This window comes from Mesosutterella porci (assembly GCF_022134585.1).
Classification (GTDB): Bacteria; Pseudomonadota; Gammaproteobacteria; order Burkholderiales; family Burkholderiaceae_F; genus Mesosutterella; species Mesosutterella porci.
This window is the reverse complement of sequence record NZ_JAKNCT010000006.1, coordinates 36,498-61,042: the sequence shown is the minus strand read 5'-3', so window position 1 is coordinate 61,042 and position 24,545 is coordinate 36,498. Positions and strand designations below refer to the sequence as shown.

Sequence of the window (24,545 nt, the reverse complement as noted above, 5' to 3'; positions counted from 1 at the left end):
AGCGCAGGCGTAGGAGATCCTCAAGGCAGGCCTGCAGAGAACCGCCTTATTGAATGGAGTGACATTATGCCCTCGTCACCAGAAAAAAAACTGGAAACCTTCGACAACCCGGCTCCAGAACGCGATTACGTGATCCACATGGAAATTCCGGAGTTCACCTGCCTGTGCCCGCTCACAGGCCAGCCCGATTTCGCCACACTCATTGTCGATTACATCGCGGACCGGAAGTGCCTTGAGCTGAAATCCATCAAGCTCTACACCTGGACCTACCGCTCGCTCGGGGCCTTCCACGAAGACGTGACGAACCGCATTCTCAGCGACTTCGTGGCCGCGATCAGCCCGCGCTTCATGAGAATCCGCGCCCGCTGGTGGGTCCGCGGGGGCATCTACACCACGGTGATTGCAGAGCACCGCAAGCCCGGCTGGACGCCGGCCCCCGTGGTCCATCTCCCTGACTTTGAAACCAACTCCCCGATGCGGGGCTGAGAAGCCGAAACATTCCTGCGGAGGTTCAACGTCATGAATTCCGAACTGGCCCTTACACGCCCCTATCCCTTCGCGAGGCTGCGCGAACTGCTCAAGGGGATCCAGCCCGCGATGGAGGAAATTTCCTTCGGGATCGGAGAGCCGCGCCACCCGACCCCGCGGTTCGTGCTCGATGCCTACGAGCGGGCCTTCCCACTCTTTGCCCGATATCCGGCCGCCAAGGGCACACCGGAGCTGCGCGGCTCGATCGCTCAGTGGATTGAGCGCCGCTACGGCGTCAAGGCCGACCCGGAAACACAGATCGTGCCCACAAACGGCTCGCGCGAGGCGCTGTTTTCCATCATCCAGACGCTTGTCGACCGGCACGCTGCGGGCGGCAGGCCGATCGTGGTGATACCCGATCCCTTCTACCAGATTTACGAGGGCTCGGCGCTGCTTGCGGGCGCCGAGCCGCTTTACGTTCCGCTCAGCGCTGAAAACCACTTCCAGGCCGACTACTCTTCCATCACGGACGAGCAGTGGAAGCGGGTTCAGGCGCTCATCGTCTGCAGCCCGAACAATCCCTGCGGCTCGGTGATGACCCAGCAGCACTGGGACGAGGTTCTTGCACTGTCCGAGCGCTGGGGCTTCACGCTGATCTCCGACGAGTGCTACTCCGAAATCTATTTTGATGAGTCGCGCCCGCCGCTCGGCGCGCTGACGGCCGCGGCCCGCCGGGGCAACGACCGGTTTGAGAACATCGTGATCTGCCAGTCCCTGTCCAAGCGCACCAACGTGCCGGGCATGAGAAGCGGCTTCTGCGCAGGGGACGCCCGCTTCATGAAGTCGTTCCTGCTTTACCGCACCTACCATGGCTCGGCCATGCCCACGGCCACTCAGGCCGCCTCCGCCGCGGCCTGGTCGGATGAAGAGCACGTCCGCGAGAACCGGGAGCTCTACCGCCGGGCCTTTGCGGTCGGGCAACCCGCCTTCAACCGGTACTTCAAGGCCCCGATGCCTGACGCCTCCTTCTACCTCTGGGCGAAGAGTCCCGTCGAGGACGACCTCGCTTTCACCCGCTCTTTGTACGAGCAGGTGGGCATCAAGGTGCTGCCCGGCACGTTCCTGAGCCGTGAGACGGCCGACGGGACGGTGCCGGGGCGAGGCTACGTCCGCATCGCGCTGGTCGCAACGGAAAAGGAAATCCTGGAGGGGACGAAGCGGCTCGAACAGTTCGACGCGTCTCTGATCCGCCCGATTGAGCGCGCCTATTGAACAACTATCCTTTCACTACTCCAAACAGCAGGAAGAAAAGAAAATGACCGAACTTGAAACCATCATAGATTCTGCCTGGGACAACCGGGCTGAGTGGACCTCCGAGAGCGCTCCGGCGGGGCTTCGCGAAGCCGTTGACGAGGTGCTCGAGCGCCTCAACAAGGGCGAAGTGCGCGTCGCCGAGAAAATCGACGGCGAGTGGGTCACCCACCAGTGGATCAAGAAAGCCGTGCTGCTTTCCTTCAGACTCACCGAGCAGAAGGTCTTCAGGGCGGGCCCCTTCGCCTGGTGCGACAAGCTCTCGCCCAAATTCGGAGCGCTCACCGACGAGGCCGTTCTCGCCTCGGGCGTGCGCATGATTCCGGGCTGCGTGCTGCGCCACGGCGCTTATCTCGCCCCGGGCGTGGTGGCCATGCCTTCCTTCGTCAACGTCGGCGCCCATGTGGACACCGGCACCATGATCGACACATGGGCCACCGTGGGCTCCTGCGCTCAGGTCGGCCGCAACTGCCACCTCTCGGGCGGCGTCGGCATCGGCGGCGTGCTCGAGCCTGTGCAGGCCGGCCCCACCATCATCGAGGACAACTGCTTTATCGGTGCGCGCTCTGAAATCGCCGAGGGCGTGATTGTGGGCGCCAACAGCGTGATCTCGATGGGCTGCTACATCGGCAAGTCCACCACGATCTACGACCGCACCACGGGCGAGACCTTCAAGGGCCGGATCCCGGCGGGCTCGGTCGTCGTGTCGGGCAACGTGCCGCGCGACGGCAAGTACAGCCTCTACGCCTGCATCATCGTCAAGCACGTTGACGAACGCACGCGCTCGAAGACTTCGATCAACGAGCTCCTGAGGGACTAAAAGCCGCCCGGCGCCCTTCCCGCCCCCAAGGGAAAAGGGGCGGAAGGCGCGCGCTGCGCTCCCCCTGCGCAGTCCTGCGTTTTCTGCCCATCCCAACCCAAGCAGCAAGCACCTATGCAGAAAAATTTCAACGCCCTGGAGCTCGCCAAACAGCTGATCGCCTGCGAGTCTGTGACTCCGCGCGAAGCCGGGGCCTACGGCCCGATCAGGGCGCTCCTCGAGCCCCTGGGCTTTTCCGCCCGGCAGGAGCTCACGCCCAACGGAACCACCAACCTGTGGCTGCGGCGCGGCCAGGCCGATCCCCTCTTCGTCTTTGCAGGCCACGTCGATGTCGTGCCCCCCGGAGAGGCCTCACTGTGGACTTCGCCGCCATTCGAGCCGCAGCTGCGGGACGACCGCCTGTACGGCAGGGGAGCCTCCGACATGAAGAGCTCGGACGCAGCTTTCGCCGCAGCCGCCGCTGAATTCGTCTCGGCTCATCCTGAGCACCGTGGCTCCATCGCGCTGCTGCTCACCTCCGATGAGGAAGGCGACGGGGAGGAAGGCACCAAACGCGTCGTCGGGCAGCTGCGCGAGGCGGGCGTGCGTCCGCGCTGGAGCCTGATCGGCGAGCCCTCGTCAAGCGAAAAGCTCGGCGACACGGTGAAGGTAGGCCGGCGCGGCTCGCTCAACGCCGCTGTGGTCTTCAACGGGCGCCAGGGGCACGTGGCCTATCCCGCCAAATGCGCCAATCCGATCCATGCGGCCGCCAGGCTGATTGCCGAGCTCTCCGCCCGGGTCTGGGACAAAGGCAGCGCCGACTTCCCTCCGACCTCTTTCCAAGTCTCCAACTTCCGCTCGGGAGTGGGAGCCGTCAACGTGGTGCCGGGGCACGCCGAGGTCAAATTCAACCTCCGCTACAGCGCGGCCTGGAAGCCGCAGGACCTGATCCGCGAGATCGAGTCGACGGCTGACAGGGTGCTCAAAGGGACCGGGGTCCGAGCGGACTTCACCTGGAGGATTGACGCCCTGCCCTTTATCACACTGCGGCGCGGCCCCGGATCGCTCGCCGAGGCGCTCGCGGCGGCGATTGAAAGCGAAACGGGGCTACGCCCGGAGCTCTCGACCACGGGCGGCACCTCTGACGCGAGATTCATCGCGCCGATTTCAGAGGAGACTCTTGAGTTCGGGCCCACAAACTCAACCATTCACTCCCCCAACGAAAACATCGGCGCCGAAGAGCCCGAGGCTCTCAAGCGGATCTACCGGGGCCTGCTCGAGCGGCTGCTCGCCTGAAGGCTGCGGGGGAAGGGCTGCCTCCGGCAGCGAGACAACAACAAACGCAAGGAACAAAGCGCAAAATGCCACAGAATTCGATTGAAGCGGCCTCGAGCCTGCACACGATACGGGACCTGGTGCGCTGGGCCATGACCCGCATGGAGGACTCCCGGATCTCGCTCGGACACGGCACGAACGACACCTGGGAGGAAGCGACCTTTCTTGTGCTGAGAGCCCTGAAGCTGCCCTTTGACAAGCTCGACGCGTTCTTCGACGCAAACCTCACGGAAGAGGAAGTGCGCAGGATCGCCTGCCTGATCGAAGAGCGGGTGACCGAGCACGTCCCCGTGCCCTACCTGCTGCACGAGGCCTGGCTGGTCGGCCACCGCTTCTACTGCGATGAGAATGTGCTCATTCCCCGGTCGTTCATCGCCGAGCTGCTTGAAGAGCATCTGCAGCCCTGGGTGCAGGATCCTCTGGAAATCGGCAGCGCCCTGGACATGTGCACGGGCAGCGGCTGCCTGGCGGTGCTGCTGGCTGAGGCGTTTTCCAACGCCCGCGTGACCGGCGTCGACATCAGCCCGAGCGCCCTGGAGGTCGCGCGGGTGAACCGCAGCGACTACGGACTCGAAGACCGCATGGAGCTCGTGCTGTCCGATCTTTTCGACATGCCGGAGCTCAAATCGAGGCGCTGGGATCTCATCATTTCGAATCCTCCTTATGTCACGACCGCCTCGATGGAGAGCCTCCCGGACGAATACCGCCATGAGCCCACGCTAGCCCTTGAAGCGGGCGGCGACGGCATGGATGTCGTGAGAAGGCTCCTTCCGGAAGCCTCTCGGCACCTGACCAACAACGGCCTTCTCGTGGTCGAGGTGGGCGACGGGCGCGAAGCGCTCGAGGCGATCTGGCCTGACCTGCCGCTCACGTGGCTCACGGTGAGCGCGGGCGACAACCTCGTCTTCCTCGCCACCGCCCGGGATCTGCGCGAGTATTTCGGCCCGCACGAGGCGACGGCCTGAAAAAGGCGGCCGGACACACCGGGGAAGCGCTTTCGCCCGGCGCCCCCGCCGCCCCGCAAGACACAAAGCAAAAGAAGGACTTTTCTGAAGTGTTGCGACTGCTAGACATCAGCCTCGCCCGGGGGGTCCGGGTTCTGTATTCAAAAGCGAGCCTCATCGCCTCCGACGGCGAGCGCATCGGGCTGGTCGGGCCGAACGGCTGCGGCAAATCGACGCTGTTTGCCGCGGTTCTGGGAGAGCTCGCGCCAGAATCGGGAGAGATCGAGGCGCCCGAACCTGACCGGATCGCCCACGTGGCCCAGGACATCGAGGCGGTGGACGAGACCGCGCTGCAGTTTGTCATGAGCGGCCACGCTCCGCTCATGCGCGCGAAAAGCGATTATGCAGAGGCCAAGGCTGGCGGCGACGACATGCAGCTCGCTGCAGCCGCCGCAGCCTTGGCCGAACTCAACGAAGGGGCGATTTCCGCCGAAGCACATACGATTCTGCACGGCCTGGGCTTCACCGACGCGCAGGCCGCGCTTCCGGTGCGCGAGTTCTCAGGCGGCTGGCGCAACCGTCTCGCCCTTGCCCGAGCCCTCATGCGGCCGGCTGACCTCCTGCTGCTTGACGAGCCGACCAACCACCTCGACCTCGATTCCGTGATCTGGCTCGAGGCCTGGCTCAAGCACGTGCGGGCCACAGTGGTCGTCATCTCGCACGATCGCGAGTTCCTCGACCGGTGCGTGAGCACCATCTGGTCGGTTGAAGACGGAACAATCCGGCGCTACGCCGGCAATTATTCTGCGTTCGAGCAGCTGCGGGTCGAGCGGCTGCGCCAGCAGGCGGCCGGCGCGAAAGCTTACGAGCGCACCGCGGAGCACCTTCGCGCCTACATCGAGCGCTTCCGCTATAAGGCGAGCAAGGCCCGCCAGGCCCAGTCGCGCATCAAAATGCTTGAAAAGCTCGAAGCGGTCGAGCCCGTACGCGCCCGCTCCGAATGGCGGTTCGAGTTCCCTGCCCCCGAGCGGCTGCCCGAGCACCTGCTCGATGCCGAAGGGATGTCGCTCGGCTACGAGGGCCGCGAGGTGCTCAGCGGCGTTTCTTTTTCCATCCGCTCGGGCGAGCGCATCGGCGTACTCGGCGTCAACGGCGCAGGTAAATCCACGCTTGTGAAGGGGCTGTGCGGCGAGCTCCCGCTGATGGCCGGCAAGCTGTGGCGCGGGCAGGGCCTCTCGATCGGGTACTTTGCCCAGCACCAGCTCGACGCGCTGAGGCTGGACGAGACGCCGCTTGAGCATCTGCGAAGGCTTTCTCCCGACACGCGCGAGCAGGATCTTCGGGATTTCCTCGGCGGATTCCGCTTCTCCGGCGATCAAGTGAACGAACAGGCGGGTTCCATGTCCGGCGGGGAGAAGGCGCGGCTCGCTCTTGCCCTCATTGCCTGGAAAAAGCCCAATCTGCTGGTTCTTGACGAACCGACCAATCACCTCGACATGGAAACCCGCGAGGCGCTTACGATGGCGCTGTCCACCTTCGGCGGCTCCGTGCTCATCGTCTCTCACGACCGGCACCTTCTGCGGGCAGCAACCGAGCGGCTCTGGCTCGTGCACGAAGGGCGCGTCACTGAGTTCGAGGGGGACCTGGACGACTACGCCGAGCTGGTGCTCGCCTCGAGGCGGGATGAAAAAAGCGCCGCCCGGGCCGCAAAGGCCGCTTCCTCCGACGCCCAGCAGACGCCCCGCGAGGCGAGGAAGGCGGCGGCCCGCGAGCGGGCTCGCATCGCCGAACTCAAAAAGCCGTTCAGGAAAAGGCTTTCCGAAATCGAATCCCGAGTGGCCGAGCTTGAGGAGTCCCTCTCGGAGCTCGACAGCAGAATCGCCGATCCCGCCTTCTATCAGGGCAACCCCGAAGAAGTGCAGGCCGTATTGAAGCAGCGCGCGGCCGAAGGCGAGGAAAAAGACTCGCTTGAGGAGGAATGGCTCGAAGTCTCGGAAAAACTCGAGCAGGCCGGTTCCTGAAGCCGGGCAGCCGTCATCCCCGGGGCGGGCGCCTGCCGCGGGGAGAAACAACGAGCGCAAGGCAGGCGAAGATGAGCGCGATGCCGCCCCAGGCGGGGACGCTCAGCCTCTCGCCCGCAATGAGCGCGGCAAGAAACGCCGCCACCGTGGGCTCAAGCAGAGAAATCGCCGTTGCTTCCGAAGCGCTGATTCTCGCCAGCCCTGCCCCGAAGAGCAAGTAGCCGAGGAACATGGGCACGAAAGCCATGTAAAGTCCTACCGACAGATTCACGGCCGAATGAAGGAAAGGCGCGCCGACAGCCAGAAGCACCGGCAGCAGCATGACGGAGGCCGTCCCGAAGAGCGCCCCCATCGCAGCGCGCGAGGGAATGCCCGCGCGCATCAGGCGCCTTGCGGCCCAGCTGTAGCCGGCGTACGTGAAGCCCGCCGCAAGCCCAAGCGCAATGCCGGCGCTCACTGACGGACCGGCAGAGCCGCTGGACCTTGCGAAGGACAGCACCGCAATGCCCGCTGCACCCAGAGCCGAAGCCGCGGACAGCCGCGGGGACGGCCTCACGCCCTCGGCCGCCCACTCGATCAGGGCGGCGAAAATCGGGGCCGAGCCTATCGAGATCACCGTGCCAGCCGTGATGCCCGCAAGCCGCATTGAACTGTAGAAAGCAAGGGGATAGAGCGCCACCATCAGGGCCGAGCAGAAAACAAACAGGCGCCTGCTCCAGAGCCTGGAGGCCGAGCGGACAATCTGCGGAAACGCCGCGAGCGCCTGAAGCAGCCCCCCGCCGCCCATCGCAGCCGCCCCAATCGCCATCGCCGGCATTTCGGGAGCAAAAGAGGCGGACACCCCCGTTGTTCCCCAGAGCACCGAGGCGCCCGCCACCGCAAGCGCACCTAGAAGCCTTGTGCGGCGCAAATCCTCCATCGCGATCCCTTCCTTATTTGCTGCAGTGCTTCATTCTAGGCGGTTTTGAGCTCTGGGCAGCAAGGGAAAGAAGGCGGAAAAAAGCATGCATTCGGCTGATATAAGCATACATATTATAATGTGTGTATATATGTATATGTTTATCAGCCTGCAGAATAATGCCCGGCCGGAGATGAGCCCCGGCCGGGCCATGTGCTTTCAGTCTTCCCGGCCTTCACTGCCGCGCTGCGCGGAGTAAAGGCAGGCGAAGCCTTTCACAGCGTCCTTCAGGACTTTTTACTTCCCCTGGACGATGTGCGGGCCGACCGCATGGCCAAAGGTCATCACGTCGGCGATGGCGTTGCCGCCCAGGCGGTTGGAGCCGTGAATACCGCCGGTCACTTCGCCCACAGCGTACAGACCCGGAATCACCTTGCCCTTGGTGCTCACGACCTCAGACTTCGGAGTGATCTTCAGGCCGCCCATCGTGTGGTGAACGGTCGGGACCTTCCTGCAGGCGTACCAGGGGCCTTCGGTCATCTGCTTGTCGTCCTTGTTGTTGGCGACAAAGCCGAGCTTGTCCTTCTCCTTGCCGGCGACGATGTTGTTGTAGTCGGCAATGGAGGCCTTCAGCTTCGCCGGATTCATCTTGGTCTTCGCGGCGAGCTCATCGAGGGTGTTGGCCTCAACCACGGAGCCCAAGGCCACCATGTTCTTGATGGAGGCGCCGTTGCGGTCCACGAAGTCGCGGCTCGGGTAACGAAGCTTGTTCACCACCACCCAGTAGGTGCCGCCCTTCTGGCGGAAGATGGCGTTGGCGAGCACATCGCGCGGAGCGCCTTCGTTCACGAAGCGGTCGCCGTCAGAGTTCACGAAGATGCGGTTGCGGCCGGACGTGCGGATGTTCTCCATCAGCCCGGTGCCCGGAGTGCCGCAGGGATGAATCTGAATGTCCGAGAGCCCGATCTCCTGGGCTCCGGCCTTGCGGCCCAGCACAAGGCCGTCGCCCTGGGCGGCCTTCTGGATGTTCGTGCAGCCGATCGAGTTGTCCAGCTTCACATGCTTCCAGACGCCGGTGTTCACCTGCTGGCGCAGCTTCACGTTGGCGCCGAACCCGCCGGTGGCGAGAATCACGCCCTTCTTCGCCTTCACGGTGATCTTGGAGCCGAAGTTGTTGCCGATGACGCCCGTCACACGGCCGGTCTTATCCTGGATCAAGCCCTTGGCCGGCGTATCAAGCAGAACCTGGATTCGGCCGTTGGAGTCTGCGATCACCTTCTCAAAGACACGAATGTAGGAGTTGCCCGAAGGCGTGGTCGTGTAGTGGGAGCGCTGCCAGAGCGAGCCAGTGGCCGCGCCGATGTGGTCACTGAACTTCACACCCAGGCTCTCCAGCCAGTTCACAGCGTCCATGGAATGGCTCGTGAGATAATCGACCAGGGCCGGGTCGCCCAGATCATGGCCGCCGCGCAGCGTCTGCGCGAAGAATTTATCGACGCTGTCCTCAATGCCCTGAGCCTTCTGGCGCTTCGGGTCGACGGCGTTCAGCGCGCCTTCGGACACGTTCGTGGAGCCGCCGAGATAGCCCAGCTTTTCAAGGACGATCACTTTGTTGGCGCCGGCCTGCATGGCGGAAATGGCCGAGGCGAGGCCTGACCCGCCGCCGCCCACGATGACCACGTCGGCTTCAAGCGTCTGATTCTTGATCGGATGCTTCTCTACTTTCTTCGTGAACTGCTTCATGTCGGCGCCAGCCTGCTTGAGGCAGTCCTCGACGCCCTGCTTGAGGGCCATGGAGGAAATCGTCGCGCCGGTGACGGAGTCAACCCCGGCGGACTGATACTTCAGAATCTTGTCGGAAACCTTCTTCAGGGCAACCTTGCCCACGCCGATGGTTTCCAAGTTATCGGAAGTGTCGATGGAGACGATTTTGTTCTGGTCAACCGTCACCTTCACCGTCATCGGGGCGTTGTGTCCCGTGACTTTGGCGGTGTAGGTGCCCGCCTTCATCGGAGCAGCCAGTGCGGAAGTTCCGGCCAGGGCCAGCGCTGCCGCAATCAGTACAGGCTTGAAAGTGAATTGCATCTTATATTCTCTCCATTAGTGCTGAAACGGTTTGAATAACCGCTCCCCTATTATCTTGCATATAGACTAAAACGGTAGACTTTTTGCTTAACTATTGTCTAAAGGCAATAGTTTGGGCCCCGGCCCGAAGACCGCGGCCTCGCATACCTTCCCGCATGTGCTTTAAAATTCCCGCAGTTATAGCAATGTGGCTTCCTGATGGCTGAAATCATCACTATAGTTATCGCTCTTGCGCTCTCCTGTCCGCTTTTCCTTGCCGCCTGGAAGCGCATTGGCCCGGCGGTGCTCAGGCTGACCGAGAACCACGCGCTGCAGATCGCGGCGATGGCCGCCGTCTTCGCAGTGATTTTCTGCGCCCTGACCGCGGCGCTGCGCTGGATCGAGCGCTTCGTTTTTTCCTGAACCGCTGGAGCGCATGATGGCAAACAGGCAGAACAATTTCGCCGACAGGCTGCGCTACTGCATGGCGCGGATGAATTTCAAGCAGAAATTCGTGGCCGAGCAGGTCGGGGTGTCGCAGCCCGCCGTGGCGAAGTGGCTGGCCGGCGACACGAGAAAAGTCCAGGCCGACGTTCTTTTCAGGCTGGCCGACCTCTTTAACGTCAACCCCCGGTGGCTTTCGGATGGCCAGGGCCAGCCCTGGGTGAGCGCAGCAGACGACTGGATCCACGAAACAGAGCAGGACCCGGCGCCGCAGCCCGCAGCCGGCGCCCAGCCGGCTCCTGCCAAGCGCGGCCACTCCCGGCCCCGGGCTGAAAGCTACACCCTTGAGCTTGACCTGCCTCCTGAGTCAGGCGAAGCGCAGAAAGCGGCGCAGACCGCGTGCCCGGAGGAGGCCGAGGCGCCGGCTGCCCCGAGGACGAAGAGCGAATGCGAGGACCGCTGCCGGCTTTACGCCTCGGTTCCGGCCTGCCGGCTCGTGCGGGGGCGCTCGCCGCTCGTCCCGAAAATCGTCCCCGACGAGAGCCTGATCGACGCCGTGATTCCCAAAAGCGGTTTTCTCGGGCACGACCCGAAAGCCTGCAGGCTCTTTACGGTGAGCAGCGACGCCATGTCGCCATCCATCTGCCCCGGCGACCAGATCGTGGTCGACATCACCGAGCAGCCGCAGCTGCACTTCGGGGCCGTCTATCTGGTCTACTGGCAGAACCAAGGGGCGCTGGCCCGCATCGCGGCCGAGCCCGACGGCTCGGTGCTGCTGCAATTTGACAACTCGGCCTACCGCTCAAGGCGCTGCCGCCCCGGACAGTTTGAAAAGCTCATCCACATCGTAGGCCAGGTGCTGATCCGGCTGGGCAGCACGTTTCTCCCCCGTTAGAAGGCGCGGAAGGCTTCCGAGGGACGCCCCCGCGGCCCCGCGCCGCCCTCTTTTACCTCTGCGGAGCAGCCGAAGGCGGGGCTTTTTCAGGACGGCCGACCCCGGCGCCCGGCTCAAGCAGCTTGCGCAGCGGCGTTGAAAGCGCCGGGCTCGAAGCGAGCCCGCTGTACCAGGCGGGAGCCTTCCCGCCCTGCGGATGAAAGAACCTGATCCGCGGATCTATCGCCATCGAATCGAAAGCCGCCCGAAGCGTCGTCCGGTCCGGATCTGCGATCAGCACCCAGGCGCCGCTTCTGGGCCGCCCCGCTCCCTTTACTTCCGCGACATAGCCGGAGGAGGCGAGTTTTTCGAGCACCGTCTCCGCCGCTTCCGGCCAGCTGCCCGCCTCGCGGGCCAGCTGCACGAGCGGAACCACGGGGCAGCCCGCATCCTTGCGGCTCAGAAGAACCGAAAGCAGTGCGATTCCAGTGGCGAGATCGTTGCCAGGTCTGAAGGCGTCCGCAAAGCGCCCCGAGCGGACCATGGGCAGCGTGGCCGCGAGCGCCGCGCCGCCGAAAACCAGAATCCAAGTCACGTAGATCCACAGAATGAAGACGGGCAGCGCGACAAAGGCCCCGTAGAGGTTTGTGAGCGTGCCGCTGCTGATGTAGATCGAAAAGCAGCGCTTCACGACAAGTCCGGCGAGCGCGGTGAACAGGCCCGCCGCAAGGGCGTGCCGCCACTCGACGTAGCAGTTGGGGACGAGCGTGTAGAGCGCGGTGTAGAACAGCCCCTGCAGCGCAACCGTGAAGAACGTGAGCCCCCAGGCGGCCGCTCCGCTCGACAGCCCAGACAGGGCCATTTTCGCCAGGTACGTGGTGACCGAGATGCTCGCTACGGCCACAAGCGGGCCGAGCGTGAGAATCGCCCAGTAGAGGATGGCGTTCTGAATCACTGTGCGGCGGTGACGGACGCGGAAAATCCGGTTGAGAGTCACGAACAGCTTGTCTATCAGGAAATAGGCCGAAACCGCAAGGCCTGCCACGCCGAAGACGGACAGCCCGCTCGCGTGCTGGGAAAAGGAGCGCAGGTAGTGGAAAATCTGAACGCTGTACTGGCCTGGAATGACCCCGCTTAAGAACTCCTCGAGGCTCGCTCTGTAAGGCGCAAAGGCGGGCACCACGGAGAACATGGCCAGCGCGACGGCCAGCAGCGGAACGATCGAAAGCAACGTGGCGAGCGTCATCGAACTGGCCACCTCGACGATATTGGTCTCGCGGAATCGCGCCGCCGCGAGTCCGGCCGCCCTGCGCAAAAGGGCGGCTGTCTCAGCTCTGGAACGTTTGTATTCGGGCTTCTTCAATTGCTTCACTCTCCGGCCGGATGCGGGAAAGAGAAAAACAACGGTCCTCTCCGGACGCACCCCGGGCCGGGGGCCCAGGGCCGAAGTTGCCGCGGGGCGGCCCCGGCGGGGATCGACTCCAGCATTCTACCGGAGCCGGAAAAGTCTGCCCCGGGGGCCGGCGTCACATGCCCCCGCCGTTGACCACCCGGTTGGGCCTCACGAAGTAGAGGATCGGCGCCGCCACCATGTGCATCAGCTTCGTAAACGGGAAGATGCAGACGATCAGGAAGCCGAGCAGGATGTGAACCTTGTGGACCGCGCTTGCGTCCAGAAGCCACTTCCAGGCCTCGGGCTGAAAGACGACAAGCCCCTGCGCCCAGTGATCAATCGCGAGATAGGACTCGAGCGGCGAGACCGCGGTCACCATCGTGCCGCCGAGCCCCGTGGCGATCTGCAGCAGAATGAGCGTCACGACCGCCCGGTCGGCGGCCGTGCTGAAGGCCGCCACGCGCTCATTGCGGAAGCGGCGGACGAAGAGCAGCACGATGCCGGCAAAGGCGACGAGTCCGGCCGCTCCGCCCATCGCCACCGCGAGAGCGCGCTTGGTCTCGTTGCTGATGAGCCAGATGTAGAGCGGCTCGGGAGCGAGCAGGCCGAAGATATGACCGAAAAAGACGCCGATCACGGCGAAGTGAAAAAGGCTACTGCCCCAGCGCAGCGCCCTGTCGTTGGACAGAAACTGCGTGGAGAGCGCCTGCACGGTTTTGTTTTCGTGCGTCAGCCTCCAGGCAAGGCCGCTGAAAAAGATGCCCGCAGCCAGATAGGGATAGTACGCAAAGAAAAACGTATACGCCCAGACTGCGGCCGGGCTGAGAGTCTGTTCCATGTCAGTCACCTTTTCAGAAATCGGCGTCGGGACGCCCGAAGGGAGCCGGACGGCGCTGCGCCGGCTCGATTGGAATGATCCGCGCGGGAGTCTTCATGGGCTGCGCGCCGGAGAGCTCGCGAAGCACGGTGACCAGAGGCAGATAGGGGTTCCCGCTCTCAAGAAACCTTCGCTCCATGACGCGCAGCACGCCGCCGACCTCTCCCATCATTCGAAGCGCGTCGGCGTTCGAAGGCTGACTCGCCGCATATTCGAGAAAAAGCGGCAGGTAATCGGGCAGCTCGCTGTCGGCAGCAATCATTCCGGACTTTTCATAGGTCTCGCGCAGATCCACCATGGCCTGGCCTCTTTCTCGGTTTTCCCCGTAGACGAGGTCAAAGAGATAGAGGCTCTCCCGGGCGGCCGAATCAAAAAGCGAGCAGTAGGCCTGCTGCCAGGACCGGAGATCCGGAAAGGACCCGCTCCAGGCGAGGAACTGCCCGATGCAGCCCTGCTGCCCGGCATTCAGCACGCCCTCTTCGGCCAGCAGCGGTCCAACAAGTCCGCCCGCTTTCCACGTTTCCTCGGACGGGTAGTCGAGCAGGGCCGAAAGAATACGGTAGGTTTTCAGCATTTTCGCCCTCTCCACTTCAACGGCCGCCAAAGAGGGTGCGGCAGCCCTCTTCGTCTTCAAAGCCCAGTCCCGCCCGCAGCGAGAACAGATCCGTCTGCTCGTGCACCGCCGGGGCGGTCGGAATCACGAAGCGGTCTTCATAATCGGCGATGGCGAGATAGCGGTACATGTCCTCGTACTGCCTGGTGCTCAGCCCCAGTTCAGGAGGCACGGCCGGGGCCTCGCAGCCCTCCACCGTCTTTGAGCGCATGTAGGCGCGAAGCGCCATCAGCTTCATCAGGGCCCTGCGGATCGGCTTTTCATCTCCCGCGGTGAGCAGCCTCGCCATGTACCGGACCGGAATGCGCATCTGGTCGAGCTTCGCGAAGAAATCCCCGGGAATATCCTGGCCGCCTAGCGGTGAAAGCGGCGGGACGTACCAGACCATGGGCATGGTGCGGTATTCCGGGTGCAGCGGAAAGGCGATCTTCCAGTCCTTCATCATCTTGTAGACCGGGGACTTTTTCGCAGCTTCAAGGAAGCTGTCCGCGACGCCCTGCTCCCGCGCGGCCCGGATCACCTCGGCGTCGTTCGGGTCGAGGATGAGCGAAAGCTGCTTCTCGTAAAGCTCCTTTTCATCCGCGCAGGCGTACTCGTCAATCCGGGAAGCGTCAAAGAGCACCACGCCCATGTAGCGAATGCGGCCCACGCACGACTCGGCGCAAAGCGTGGGCTCGCCGCTTTCAAGCCTCGGATAGCAGAAGACGCACTTCTCGGACTTGCTGCGGGCCGGATTGAAGTAGATCTTCTTGTAAGGGCAGGCGCTGATGCACTGGCGCCAGCCGCGGCATTTGTCCTGGTTGATGAGCACGATGCCGTCCTCGGCCCGCTTGTAAATTGCTCCGGAGGGACAGGAGGCCGCGCAGGCCGGATGAAGGCAGTGCTCGCAGAGCCGGGGCAGGTAGTACATGAAGGAAGCCTCGAAGGCCTCGAAGCCCGCGGTATCCATGCCCCTGAGATCCGGATCCGCGCGCCGCTTCGCAAACGGTCCGGCTAGGTTGTCCTCCCAGTTCGGGCCGTCCTTCACCGTGTCCATCAGCCTGCCGGTCACGAGCGAATAGGGTCTGGCGCTCGGTGCGGTCCGGGTCCGCAGAGACTCCTTCAGCCTCTCGTAGTCGAAGGTAAAAGGTTCGTAATAGTCGTTCACCTGCGGCTGGCTGGGATTGCTGAAAAGTTTGGACATGACGGCCGCCCGCCCGCCGTGGCGCAGCACCGCCCTGCCGTTTTTCACGACCCAGCCGCCGCGGTACTTCTCCTGGTCCTCCCAGGACTTGGGATAGCCGACTCCGGGCTTGGTCTCAACGTTGTTGAACCATGCGTACTCCATGCCCCTGCGGCTCGTCCAGACGTTTTTGCAGGTCACCGAACAGGTGTGGCAGCCAATGCATTTGTCCAGATTGAGGACCATGCAGATCTGAGCTTGAACTTTCATTTCCATCGTTTCCTCGATTCCTTTTCGATTTCCCGTTCACCACTCGACGCGATCGAGGCGCCGCAGCAGCACGAACTCGTCGCGGTTGGCTCCAATCGTGCCGTAGTAATTCAGCCCGAAGCTGAACTGCGCATAGCCGCCCGCCATGTGGGTGGGCTTCGGACAGACGCGGGAAATGGAGTTATGCACGCCGGCGCGCCGGCCGGTGGTCGGGGAAAGCGGAACATTCACCGTGCGGCCCTGGTTGTGGTACATGAAGAGCGCACCCTCCGGGATCCGCTGTGAGACACAGGCCCGGGCGACGGTGGAGCCATTGTCGTTGAGCGCCTCCACCCAGTCGTTGTCGGCGATGCCGAGCTTGGCAGCGTCCTTCTCGCTCATCCAGATCACGGGGCCGCCGCGTCCGAGCGTGAGCATGATGAGGTTGTCCGACCAGGTCGAATGCGTCGTCCACTTGTTGTGCGGCGTGAGCAGGTTGAGCGCCAGAGTGGGCCCCGTGATGCCAAGCCGCTCCTTCAGGTTGTTGATTTCCTGCTTGCACAGCGGCGGCTTGTAGCCCGCGAGCCCCTCCCCGAAGGCAAGCAGCCAAGGATGGTCCACGTAAAAGCTCTGGCGGCCGGTGAGGGTGCGCCACGGAATCAGGCAGTTCACGTTGGTCCAGTTCGCGGTGTAGGTGCTTCCGCCGCTGTTCACGCCGCTCCAGACGGGCGTGTTCAGCGCCCTGCGCGGCTGGACCTGAAGCTCGTGGTAGGTATACCTCGTGTCGCCCAGCTCCTCGCAGAGCCTGTCGGCGAATTCCACCCCCACCTCCTTTTCCAGAGCCTTCCAGGAGCGGCGGCTCACCCGGCCGTTGGAGGTCGGGTCGAGCGTGAGAATCATGTTGACGCCGTCGACGGCGTCGTCCAGCCTCGGGGCTCCCCTGGCCGGGCCTTCCTGGACCACGCCGTTGAGCCCCTTGAGCAGCTCGTACTCGGGGCGGCTGTCCCAGGCAAAGCCCTTCACGCCAATGCCCTTGTCGCGCAGGTTCGGGCCCACGGAGGTGAAGCGCTCGTAGGTGTGCGGATAGTCGCGCTCGACCGTGACGAGGTTGCCCATCGTGACGCCGGGAACTGGCTCGCGGCAGGTCACGCGCCAGTCGTCCTCCACCATCGGGGCGGCCGTCTCCTGCGGTGAGTCGTGCTGCAGGGGCGTCATCACGACATCCTTCTCGACGCCGAGATGCCCTCTGCAGAACTCGCTGAAGCGCCGGGCGAGAGCCTTGAAGATGTCCCAGTCGGAGCGGGCCTCCCAGGCCGGCTCCACCGCCTTGCTGAAGGGGTGCAGGAAGCAGTGCATGTCGGTGGAGCTCATGTCCTCCTTCTCGTACCAGGTCGCGGCCGGCAGCACGATGTCGGAGTACAGCGCGGAGGTCGTCATGCGGAAGTCGATCGTCGTGACCAGATCGAGCTTGCCGGTCACGTCCTCGCTGCGCCACTTCGTGAACTCCGGCAGCGGCAGTCCGCACTGCTCGATGTTCTGGCCGAGAACGGCATTTTCAGAGCCGAGCAGGTGCTTCATGAAGTATTCCATGCCCTTGGCCGAGCAGCCGATCAGGTTGGCGCGCCAGATGAACAGCGTCTTGGGCGAGTTGCCCTCGGCGTCGATGTCTTCGGAGGCGAGCTGCAGACGACCGGCGCCCAGCTCCTCGGCGATGTACTTCGCGGCCGGCTTGCCGGCGGCCTGCGCTTCCCGTGCGAGCTGCAGCGGGTTGCGCGACAGCTCGGGCTCGGCCGGCAGCCACCCCATTCTCTGGCTGCGGATGTTGCAGTCAACCAGCGTCATGCGGCTCCACTCATCCCGGTTGTCGGCCAGCGGGGAGAGCTGGTTCGCCACCTGGACCTTTTCATAGCGCCACTGGTCGGAGTGCATGTAGATGAAGCTCGTCGTGTTCATCTGACGAGCCGGACGGATCCAGTCCAGCCCGAAGGTAAGCTGCGCCCAGCCGGCAGCGGCTCGGACCTTTTCCTGGCCCACGTAATGGGACCAGCCCCCGCCGTTCACGCCGCAGGTGCCGCAGAGCATCAGCAGGTTGATGGCGGCCCGGTAGGTCATGTCCGTGTTGTACCACTGGTTGACCCCGGCTCCGATGATGATCATCGCCCGGCCGCGGGTTTTCTCGGCGGTGCTTGCGAACTGGCGCGCCACGCGAATGACGCGCTCAGCCGGCACGCCCGTGATCGCCTCCTGCCACTTCGGCGTATAGGGAATGTCGTCCTCGTAGCTCCTGGCTGTGCCGGGATCGTCCAAACCGTTGTCGACGCCGTACTGCGCGAGCATCAGGTCATAGACGTTGGCAGCCCAGATCTCGCGGCCGTCCTTGCCGACGATTCTTTTGGCGGGAACAACGCGCTTCAGGATGTCCTGGTGGCGGGTGAAGGCAAAGTTGGGGTTGCTGTAAGTCTCTCCGCCGAAATAGGGGAAAAGAACCGTCAGACGGGCGTCCTCGCAGCCCTTTCGCGACAACAGAGGCGTAAAGGGCCGCCCCGTGCGGTAGTCCTCGTTTTTCAGGTTCCAGCGTCCCTTGCCCGACCAGCGGCTGCCAATCGTGCCGTTCGGAACGACCCACTCCCCGGTCTTCTCATCGGTGAGCACGGGGTAGAAATCCGCCCGGCTTTCAATGCCGAGGTCGCCCTCGAAGTCGGACGCACGCAGGAAGCGTCCCGGCACGAAGCCGTCCTTGCGCTTCTCCAGCTTCACCATGAACGGCAGGTCGGTGAACTTCTTCACGTAGTCCTCGAAGTACGGCGTCCTGCGCTCCACAAAAAACTCCCGGAGCACCACGTGGCCCATGGCCATACCGAGCGCGGAGTCCGTGCCCTGCTTGGGCGCGAGCCACACGTCGGCGAACTTGGAAGCATCGCTGTAGTCCGGGGAAATGACGACGACCTGCGTGCCCTTGTAGCGGACCTGCGTAAGAAAGGGCGAGTCAGGCGTGCGGGTCACCGGAACGTTGGAGCCCCAGAGCATCAGGAAGGCGCTGTTGTACCAGTCGGCCGATTCGGGCACGTCCGTCTGCTCCCCCCAGGTCTGGGGAGACGAGGGCGGCAGATCGCAGTACCAGTCGTAGAAGGAAAGGCTCGTGCCGCCGATGAGTGAGAGGTAGCGGATGCCGGCCGCATAGGAAACCTGGGAGAAGGCCGGAATCGGGGTGAAACCCGCATTGCGGTCCGGACCGTAGACCTTGGTGGTCCAGATGTTGGCCGCCGCCATGATTTCGAGGGCGCTGTCCCAGTCGAGCCGCACAAATCCGCCCAGACCCCTCACCTTCTTGTAGGCGAGCTTCTTCGCGGGATCCGAGACGATGGAACCCCAGGCCTCCACAGGATCCTTCTTTTCGCGCTTCGCCTTCTCCCAGAGCTCAAGCAGCTCGCGGCGGATCATGGGGTGCTTCACCCGCCCGGAGCTGTACAGGTACCAGGAATAGGACGCTCCCCTCGGGCAGCCGCGGGGCTCATGGTTCGGAAGGCCGTCGGCCGTGTGGGGATAATCGGTTTCCTGCAGCTCCCAGGTCACGATGCCCTTCTTCACGAAAATACGCCAGGAGCAGGAGCCGGTGCAGTTCACGCCGTGCGTTGACCGCACAACCTTGTCGTGCTGCCAGCGGTTGCGGTAGAACTTCTCCCAGGTCCGGCTGTCCGTGTCCCTGCGGGAAAAATATCGGTAGCTGGAAAATGGATCTGTCATTGCTTCTCCTGAAGCCGGAGCGGTCTCCGGCACTTGCAGTTCTTTTTTCTGTTTTTGGGTTTCGCTTCGGGTACGCTCAGGCCCTGCGCACCATGCCGAAATAGTTCAGCAGCATGTTGAGGACGGCCAGCGCTGCAAACATCAGGAAGCCCCAGCCGAAGCCGCGTTCGGGCGACATCGCCACAAGCTGTCCGAGAAGCGGCGGAAACACGAAGCCGCCGAATGCACCCAGTCCGCCGATCCAGCCGGAGGCTCCGCCTACCGACTTCTGAACGTAAACCGGGATAAGCTTCATCACGGCCGCATTGTTGAACCCAAAGGCCACAGCCATCACGACGGACACAGCGAAGAGCCCCGGCCAGCCGAGATCAAGGCTCATGAGCACGCAGGAGACAGCGGCCGCAGCAAGCGCGCCGAAACAAACCTTCACGCCGCCCAGCCTGTCGGCGATCGCGCCGCCCGGCACCCGCATGAGCGCGGCCAGAACCGAGAACACCATGGTGAGCACACCCGCGTGAATCGCGGAGAGCCCCTGAGCCTGCTGCCAGTACGTGGGGAACCACGCGGTGAGTGCGATAAAGCCTCCGAAGGTCGTGAAATAGGTGCCGACCAGCAGCCACGTCTGGGGGATGCCCGCCGAGATCCTGAGCGAATCCCTGATGTTGCCGGCGGGGAAAAGCTCCTGGCCCAGGTCCGCGGCCCGCTGCCTGCTTTCCGTCTCGCTGAACCCTGCCTGCCTGAGCTGGAAATACGGAGCGTTGCAGGAGAGGAAGAAATAGATCAGCGCTCCGGCGAGCATGATGCCGGTGAGGATGTCATAGGCCCACACGAACCCGAAACCGGCCAGCAGGAGCGGCAGACCCAGCGCGAGCACACCGGCCGAAGCCGTGCCGAGACCTCCGAAGAAGCCGAGCGCGAAGCCCTGCTCCTTCCTGCGAAACCAGTAGGACACCTGAGAGACCCCTACCGAGAAGGTGGCGATGCCGCAGCCGGCAAGGCAGCCGAGCAGCAGCACGAGCCCGTAGAGCCCGTCCATGCGGTCCGGGTAGCGGGTCGAAAAGAGCGCGGACAGGCCGATCAGCCCGATCACAGAGACCGCCATCAGGAAGTTGAAGGAGCGCCGCCCGCCGTTGACGTCAACCGAGGCGCCGAAGGGAATGCGTAAAAGCGACCCGGTGAGCGACGGGGCGGCCACAAGCAGCCCCACCTGCAGCGGAGACAGCCCCATGGAAGTACTGAGGGCCCGGGCCGTAGGGCCGAAAAGGGAAATCGCCATGGCGCCGAAGAAAAAGCCCAGGGTCGCCGCGGCCAGCGCCTGTGACGGCGTGCCGTTCAATCTGAAGTCAGTTTTGTTCATTCGCTCTGCCCGGCTCGACGGCGCGGAAAGCTGCAAGCGGCCGCGGCTGCGGGGTCTTCTGGTTAAGGCTGTGTTCCTCGGTCCGACAGCACCTTGGAAAGTACCAATGAAATCAACGCGTCCGGCAAGCGGGTGCGCTTCTCTGTTACAGCGGTGCGCAGTCTAGGTGAGGGCTGAAAAAAGCGCCATATTCCAAACGACTAAGGGCGGGGAGCGGCTCAGACCTGGCTGCGGCTTCAGCTGGTCGTGTTTTTTTTCTTTCACTTAAAAAATGTATTTAAAATACACATTTAATGGGCACACTTTTCCCTTTCTCCCAGGAGAGGTAGTTTTTTCAGCGTAAGGAAATGCAGGAGCGGTGGTACAGAAAAGAGCTCCGCTGCTGTCCTTCAGGATTAGATCTAAAAAGTTTGAAACTCGTCCTGAAACGGACGAGCAGGAGATGAAAAAAGAAGAAAAGCGACGAGGCTCTGCCCGTGCAGACTAAACCTTCGTGCGAAGCGCGAGCGTAAAAACGGAAGGAGGGCCGCAGGATCCGGGCCCGCCGGTTCTGAAACCGCGCCGCAGGCCTGAGGTGCGGCTTCCGAAGCGGAATTCCCCTGCTGGAATCCTCGCTTCAGAGCAGGTGAATGGCCTGCGCCCTCCCCTTCAGGCCGATGTTTTCCGAATGGCTGGCCCCGGGCTTCAGGACTGAACTTTCCAGCGGTAAAACCGAATGGGGCCTTCGGCCGGTGCTTCCTGGCAGCCGCAGGAACTTTTGCAGCCGCAGGTCACCGGGGTGCTTTCCCAGGTTTCCACCTGTCCCTTGTCCACGAGGCTATGCATCATAGGCTCAATCGCTTCCTTTCTCGCGCGAAATTCGTTGGCCAGTTCAATCAGGCTCACTTTTGAGCCTCTGCTGCGAACGAAGTCGCGCAGTTCCATAAGCGAAACCATCCTTAGATTCTCCAGAGTTAAAAGGAGGCCCCGCGGAGTCTCCTTTTTTTCAAGAAACCGGCGGCGCAGGCCGCCGGGATAAAGCCATCGCGGACCTCAGGCCAGACGGATCGGAATGATTCTCGGGCCTTTCTCGTCAGCCTTCTTTTTCATGGAGCGCATCCAGAAAATCATGACCGCGAGGAACACCAGCACTCCGGCAAGGCACTCGACGGAATAAGCCGGGTGCGAGGCGAAGGTCGAAAGCTGGTAGAAGATGGTGGCCGCGCTGTAGCCGACGCCGGTGGTCCACACGCAGGCGAAAATCGTCCAGCGGGTTCCGACTTCACGCCAGATCGTGCCGATCGCAGCGCAGCAGGGCATGTACAGTAGCACCATCAGAAGGTAGGCGAACGCGGCGGTCTTGGTTACGAAGAGCTTCTGCATCATCGTGACCGTCGTCATCGTGCCCTCGGCCTCCTCAACAGCAGCCTCGGTGTCTGAAAGATCGCCGATGCTGGTGCCCTGGAGGAACGGATTGGCAAGCTGGTCGCCCAGACCGGAGAGATTCTCGCCGATCGAGCCGACAGCCTTTTGCAGCGTGTCGGTGAAGCTCCAGGGTTCATCGGGCTTCTCCTCCTCGGCCTTGCCGGCGTGGGCGTTTTCGCGCTCAGCAGCGGCTCCATAGAGGGAGTTGAGCGTTCCGATGACCGATTCCTTGGCGAGCACGCCCGTGAAGATGCCCACAGACGCCGGCCAGTTGTCAGGCTGCAGCCCCATCGGAGCGAAAGCCGGAATGATCGTCTTGCCGATGGCCGACAGGACGCTCGAGTCGCTGTCTTCATGGCCGAACGTCCCGTCCGTGCCCCAGGAGTTGAGGAACGAAATGGCCACCACAACGCCCGTGATCACAATGCCGGCGCGCTTAATGAAGGCACGCAGGCGCTCCCAGGTGTTCGTGAGCACCCCCTTGAGGGTCGGAATGTGATAGGGAGGAATCTCCATAATGAAGGAAGCGTTGTCGCCCGGGAACGTGTTCTTCTTGAGCAGCCACCCGGTGATGATGGCAACGATGATGCCGATCAGGTAAAGCGTGAAGATCAGCAGCGAACCGGAGCCTGCAAAGAAGGCTGCGCCAAAAAGCACATACACCGGAAGTCTCGCGCCGCAGGACATGAACGGCACCATCATGGCCGTCATGATGCGGTCGGACTCGCGGTTCATCGTGCGGGTCGACATGATGGCAGGAACCCCGCAGCCGAAGCCCACGATCATCGGAATGAAGGCGCGTCCGGGCAGGCCGACGGCCCGCAGAAAGCGGTCCATCACGAAAGCCGCACGGGCCATGTAGCCCGAATCTTCCAGTATGGACAGGAAGAGGAACAGGCAGGTCACCGGCGGAATGAAGGTCGAGACGGTCTGAATGCCGCCGCCCACGCCGTCGGCCAGCAGGGTCTTGAGCCAACCCGGAGTTCCGAGGCTCTCCAGCAGGCCGCCAAAGCCATCGACCAGCACTCCGCCCACCAGAATGTCAAAGAAATCGATGAACGCGCTTCCCACGTTAATGGCGAAGACGAACATCAGGTACATCATGAACAGGAAGATCGGGATGCCGAGCCAGCGGTTGAGCACGACGCGGTCGATTTTATCGGTGATCGTGGCGCCGATCTCGCCCTTGCGGTGGACGACCCTCGCGATGATGTCGGATACCAACTGATAGCGGGCGTTGGCGATCTCGATGTCGAGATCCTCTCCGTAGTGATCAAGCGGCTTGCGGATTTCCGCGAGGTCAGCCTCAATTTCGGCTGGCATGGGCTCGACCGGCTCCGCCCCTTCCAGAATCTGGGTGGCATTCCAGCGGCCATGCTTCTGACCGGCTCTTTCAAGACGCCCGCCCAACAGAGAAATCACCCCTTCGATGTCCGTCGGATAATGAAGCCTGAGCGGCGGAACAGTCTTCTTTTCCAGCATTTCGTCAATGCTGTGCTTGAGGGCCTCGACGCCCGTGCCGCGGCTGGCCACAACGCTGAGCACCGGGCAGCCGAGAGAGGCGGACAGCGCCTCCAGGTCAATGGAGAGCTTGTGCTGCCGCGCAATGTCCATCATGTTGAGGACCACGATCATCGGGATCCTCATCTCGGTGAGCTGAGTGGTGAGATAGAGGTTACGCTCAAGGTTGCTCGCATCGACAATGTTCACCACCGCCTCGGCCTCTCCCGACACGAGATAGTTACGGGCGATTCGTTCGTCCTCGCCGGTCGCGCGGGAAGGAGTGACGGAATAGATGCCGGGCAGATCGACGAGCTCGATTTCCCGGTTTCCGGAACGGTAAAAACCGCTTTTCTTCTCAACCGTCACGCCGGGCCAGTTGCCCACTTCCTGGCGCGAGCCCGTCATAGCATTAAAAAGCGTGGTCTTGCCGCAGTTCGGATTACCTACAATGCAGATTCTGTGCTGAGCCACTTTTCACCCCCTTACTGTTTTTCGACTTCCACAATGGCAGCCTCATGCTTGCGCACGGAAACCATGGAGCCTCGGACGCGAATTTCGATCGGGTCTCCCATGGGGGCGACGCGCACGACCTCAAAGTTCGAGCCCGGAGTCGCCCCCATCATCAGGAGATGACGGCGGTAATCAGGAGCCCCGGAGTTAAAGGCGAGAATCTTCCCTTTTTCTCCCACTTTTAAATCATTGAGTTTCATCTCATGCTCTTTTTGTGTCGAAAGAATTCAGTTAACGAGGATGTTTTTTGCCAGCTCAAAATTGATGCCGATGCGCGTGTCCCCGATCGCCACGAGCAGCGAATCGCCCTCTCCGCGATGAAGCACCGTGATCTGGGAGCCCGTGCGTAGTCCAAGGTCCTTGAGCGACTTCAGGTCCTTGTCGGAACCGCGCAGAAAGGCAACGGTTCCAGGAACGTTCAGTTCCTGTTTGGACAGCGGCTTAACCAATTTCCCCACCCCCTGTTGAAAAGACAAACCGGCAGCTGCCGGCGCCGAGAGATGCCTGCATATTAATCCATATTGAGAATTATTTCTACTTCCATTTATTTTTCTTTACGCGCCTTCCCCCTTTCA

The 24,545-nt window shown here is 62.8% G+C and carries 20 protein-coding genes; 8 read left to right on the top strand and 12 right to left on the bottom strand.

Annotated features, from left to right (window positions below):
- The first annotated feature begins 66 nt into the window (after positions 1 to 66).
- The 6 genes from queF to MAF45_RS05755 all read left to right on the top strand — a co-directional run bounded on the left by queF (position 67) and on the right by MAF45_RS05755 (position 6,878).
- Positions 67 to 486 carry a preQ(1) synthase gene (gene queF / locus MAF45_RS05780; RefSeq protein ID WP_237978609.1) on the top strand — a complete coding sequence of 140 codons (420 nt, stop codon included), beginning with the start codon at positions 67 to 69 and terminating at the stop codon, positions 484 to 486.
- A 33-nt stretch (positions 487 to 519) separates the two neighbouring features.
- Complete coding sequence (dapC, locus tag MAF45_RS05775) at positions 520 to 1,740, top strand: succinyldiaminopimelate transaminase (RefSeq protein ID WP_237978608.1); 1,221 nt, start codon at positions 520 to 522, stop codon at positions 1,738 to 1,740.
- Positions 1,741 to 1,783: 43 nt separating this feature from the next.
- Positions 1,784 to 2,599: a 2,3,4,5-tetrahydropyridine-2,6-dicarboxylate N-succinyltransferase gene (gene dapD / locus MAF45_RS05770; protein ID WP_237978607.1), complete on the top strand. Its 816-nt coding sequence runs from the start codon at positions 1,784 to 1,786 to the stop codon at positions 2,597 to 2,599.
- A 114-nt stretch (positions 2,600 to 2,713) separates the two neighbouring features.
- Entirely contained in the window at positions 2,714 to 3,874 is a 1,161-nt protein-coding gene (gene dapE / locus MAF45_RS05765) for a succinyl-diaminopimelate desuccinylase (protein ID WP_237978606.1), read from the top strand.
- A gap of 65 nt (positions 3,875 to 3,939) precedes the next feature.
- A complete protein-coding gene (prmB, locus tag MAF45_RS05760) occupies positions 3,940 to 4,878 on the top strand; it encodes a 50S ribosomal protein L3 N(5)-glutamine methyltransferase (protein WP_237978605.1) in 939 nt (312 codons plus the stop codon).
- 89 nt (positions 4,879 to 4,967) lie between these two features.
- Complete coding sequence (locus MAF45_RS05755) at positions 4,968 to 6,878, top strand: ABC-F family ATP-binding cassette domain-containing protein (RefSeq protein WP_237978604.1); 1,911 nt, start codon at positions 4,968 to 4,970, stop codon at positions 6,876 to 6,878.
- Positions 6,879 to 6,891: 13 nt separating this feature from the next.
- On the opposite strand, the gene MAF45_RS05750 is transcribed toward MAF45_RS05755, so the two are convergent.
- Together MAF45_RS05750 and MAF45_RS05745 are read right to left on the bottom strand one after the other, a co-directional pair.
- Complete coding sequence (locus MAF45_RS05750; RefSeq protein ID WP_237978603.1) at positions 6,892 to 7,797, bottom strand: DMT family transporter; 906 nt, start codon at positions 7,795 to 7,797, stop codon at positions 6,892 to 6,894.
- A gap of 276 nt (positions 7,798 to 8,073) precedes the next feature.
- Complete coding sequence (locus MAF45_RS05745; protein ID WP_237978602.1) at positions 8,074 to 9,861, bottom strand: flavocytochrome c; 1,788 nt, start codon at positions 9,859 to 9,861, stop codon at positions 8,074 to 8,076.
- A 198-nt stretch (positions 9,862 to 10,059) separates the two neighbouring features.
- On the opposite strand from MAF45_RS05745, the gene MAF45_RS05740 reads away from it, so the two are divergent.
- Positions 10,060 to 10,263 carry a hypothetical protein gene (locus MAF45_RS05740; protein ID WP_237978601.1) on the top strand — a complete coding sequence of 68 codons (204 nt, stop codon included), beginning with the start codon at positions 10,060 to 10,062 and terminating at the stop codon, positions 10,261 to 10,263.
- A 16-nt stretch (positions 10,264 to 10,279) separates the two neighbouring features.
- A complete protein-coding gene (locus tag MAF45_RS05735) occupies positions 10,280 to 11,179 on the top strand; it encodes an XRE family transcriptional regulator (RefSeq protein WP_237978600.1) in 900 nt (299 codons plus the stop codon).
- 52 nt (positions 11,180 to 11,231) lie between these two features.
- On the opposite strand, the gene MAF45_RS05730 is transcribed toward MAF45_RS05735, so the two are convergent.
- From MAF45_RS05730 to MAF45_RS05685, 10 genes are all read right to left on the bottom strand, one after another.
- On the bottom strand, positions 11,232 to 12,521 hold the full coding sequence (locus tag MAF45_RS05730; protein ID WP_237978599.1) for a YihY family inner membrane protein: 1,290 nt from the start codon (positions 12,519 to 12,521) through the stop codon (positions 11,232 to 11,234).
- Positions 12,522 to 12,684: 163 nt separating this feature from the next.
- Complete coding sequence (gene narI, locus MAF45_RS05725; protein WP_237978598.1) at positions 12,685 to 13,389, bottom strand: respiratory nitrate reductase subunit gamma; 705 nt, start codon at positions 13,387 to 13,389, stop codon at positions 12,685 to 12,687.
- 13 nt (positions 13,390 to 13,402) lie between these two features.
- The gene (gene narJ / locus MAF45_RS05720) at positions 13,403 to 14,002 is read right to left on the bottom strand and encodes a nitrate reductase molybdenum cofactor assembly chaperone (RefSeq protein ID WP_237978597.1); all 600 of its coding nucleotides are present in this window, start codon (positions 14,000 to 14,002) and stop codon (positions 13,403 to 13,405) included.
- A 16-nt stretch (positions 14,003 to 14,018) separates the two neighbouring features.
- Positions 14,019 to 15,473 (bottom strand): nitrate reductase subunit beta, encoded by a 1,455-nt coding sequence (narH, locus tag MAF45_RS05715; RefSeq protein WP_237978596.1) that lies wholly within the window; start codon positions 15,471 to 15,473, stop codon positions 14,019 to 14,021.
- 36 nt (positions 15,474 to 15,509) lie between these two features.
- Positions 15,510 to 19,196 carry a nitrate reductase subunit alpha gene (locus MAF45_RS05710; protein WP_237978595.1) on the bottom strand — a complete coding sequence of 1,229 codons (3,687 nt, stop codon included), beginning with the start codon at positions 19,194 to 19,196 and terminating at the stop codon, positions 15,510 to 15,512.
- 76 nt (positions 19,197 to 19,272) lie between these two features.
- Positions 19,273 to 20,553, bottom strand: a complete 1,281-nt coding sequence (locus tag MAF45_RS05705; protein ID WP_237978594.1) for an MFS transporter — start codon at positions 20,551 to 20,553, stop codon at positions 19,273 to 19,275.
- Between the two features lie 684 nt (positions 20,554 to 21,237).
- Positions 21,238 to 21,489, bottom strand: a complete 252-nt coding sequence (locus MAF45_RS05700; protein ID WP_237978593.1) for a FeoC-like transcriptional regulator — start codon at positions 21,487 to 21,489, stop codon at positions 21,238 to 21,240.
- Positions 21,490 to 21,585: 96 nt separating this feature from the next.
- Positions 21,586 to 23,931: a Fe(2+) transporter permease subunit FeoB gene (gene feoB / locus MAF45_RS05695; RefSeq protein WP_237978592.1), complete on the bottom strand. Its 2,346-nt coding sequence runs from the start codon at positions 23,929 to 23,931 to the stop codon at positions 21,586 to 21,588.
- Between the two features lie 11 nt (positions 23,932 to 23,942).
- Positions 23,943 to 24,170: a FeoA family protein gene (locus MAF45_RS05690; RefSeq protein ID WP_237978591.1), complete on the bottom strand. Its 228-nt coding sequence runs from the start codon at positions 24,168 to 24,170 to the stop codon at positions 23,943 to 23,945.
- A 27-nt stretch (positions 24,171 to 24,197) separates the two neighbouring features.
- A complete protein-coding gene (locus MAF45_RS05685; protein ID WP_237978590.1) occupies positions 24,198 to 24,419 on the bottom strand; it encodes a FeoA family protein in 222 nt (73 codons plus the stop codon).
- Between the last annotated feature and the right edge of the window lie 126 nt (positions 24,420 to 24,545).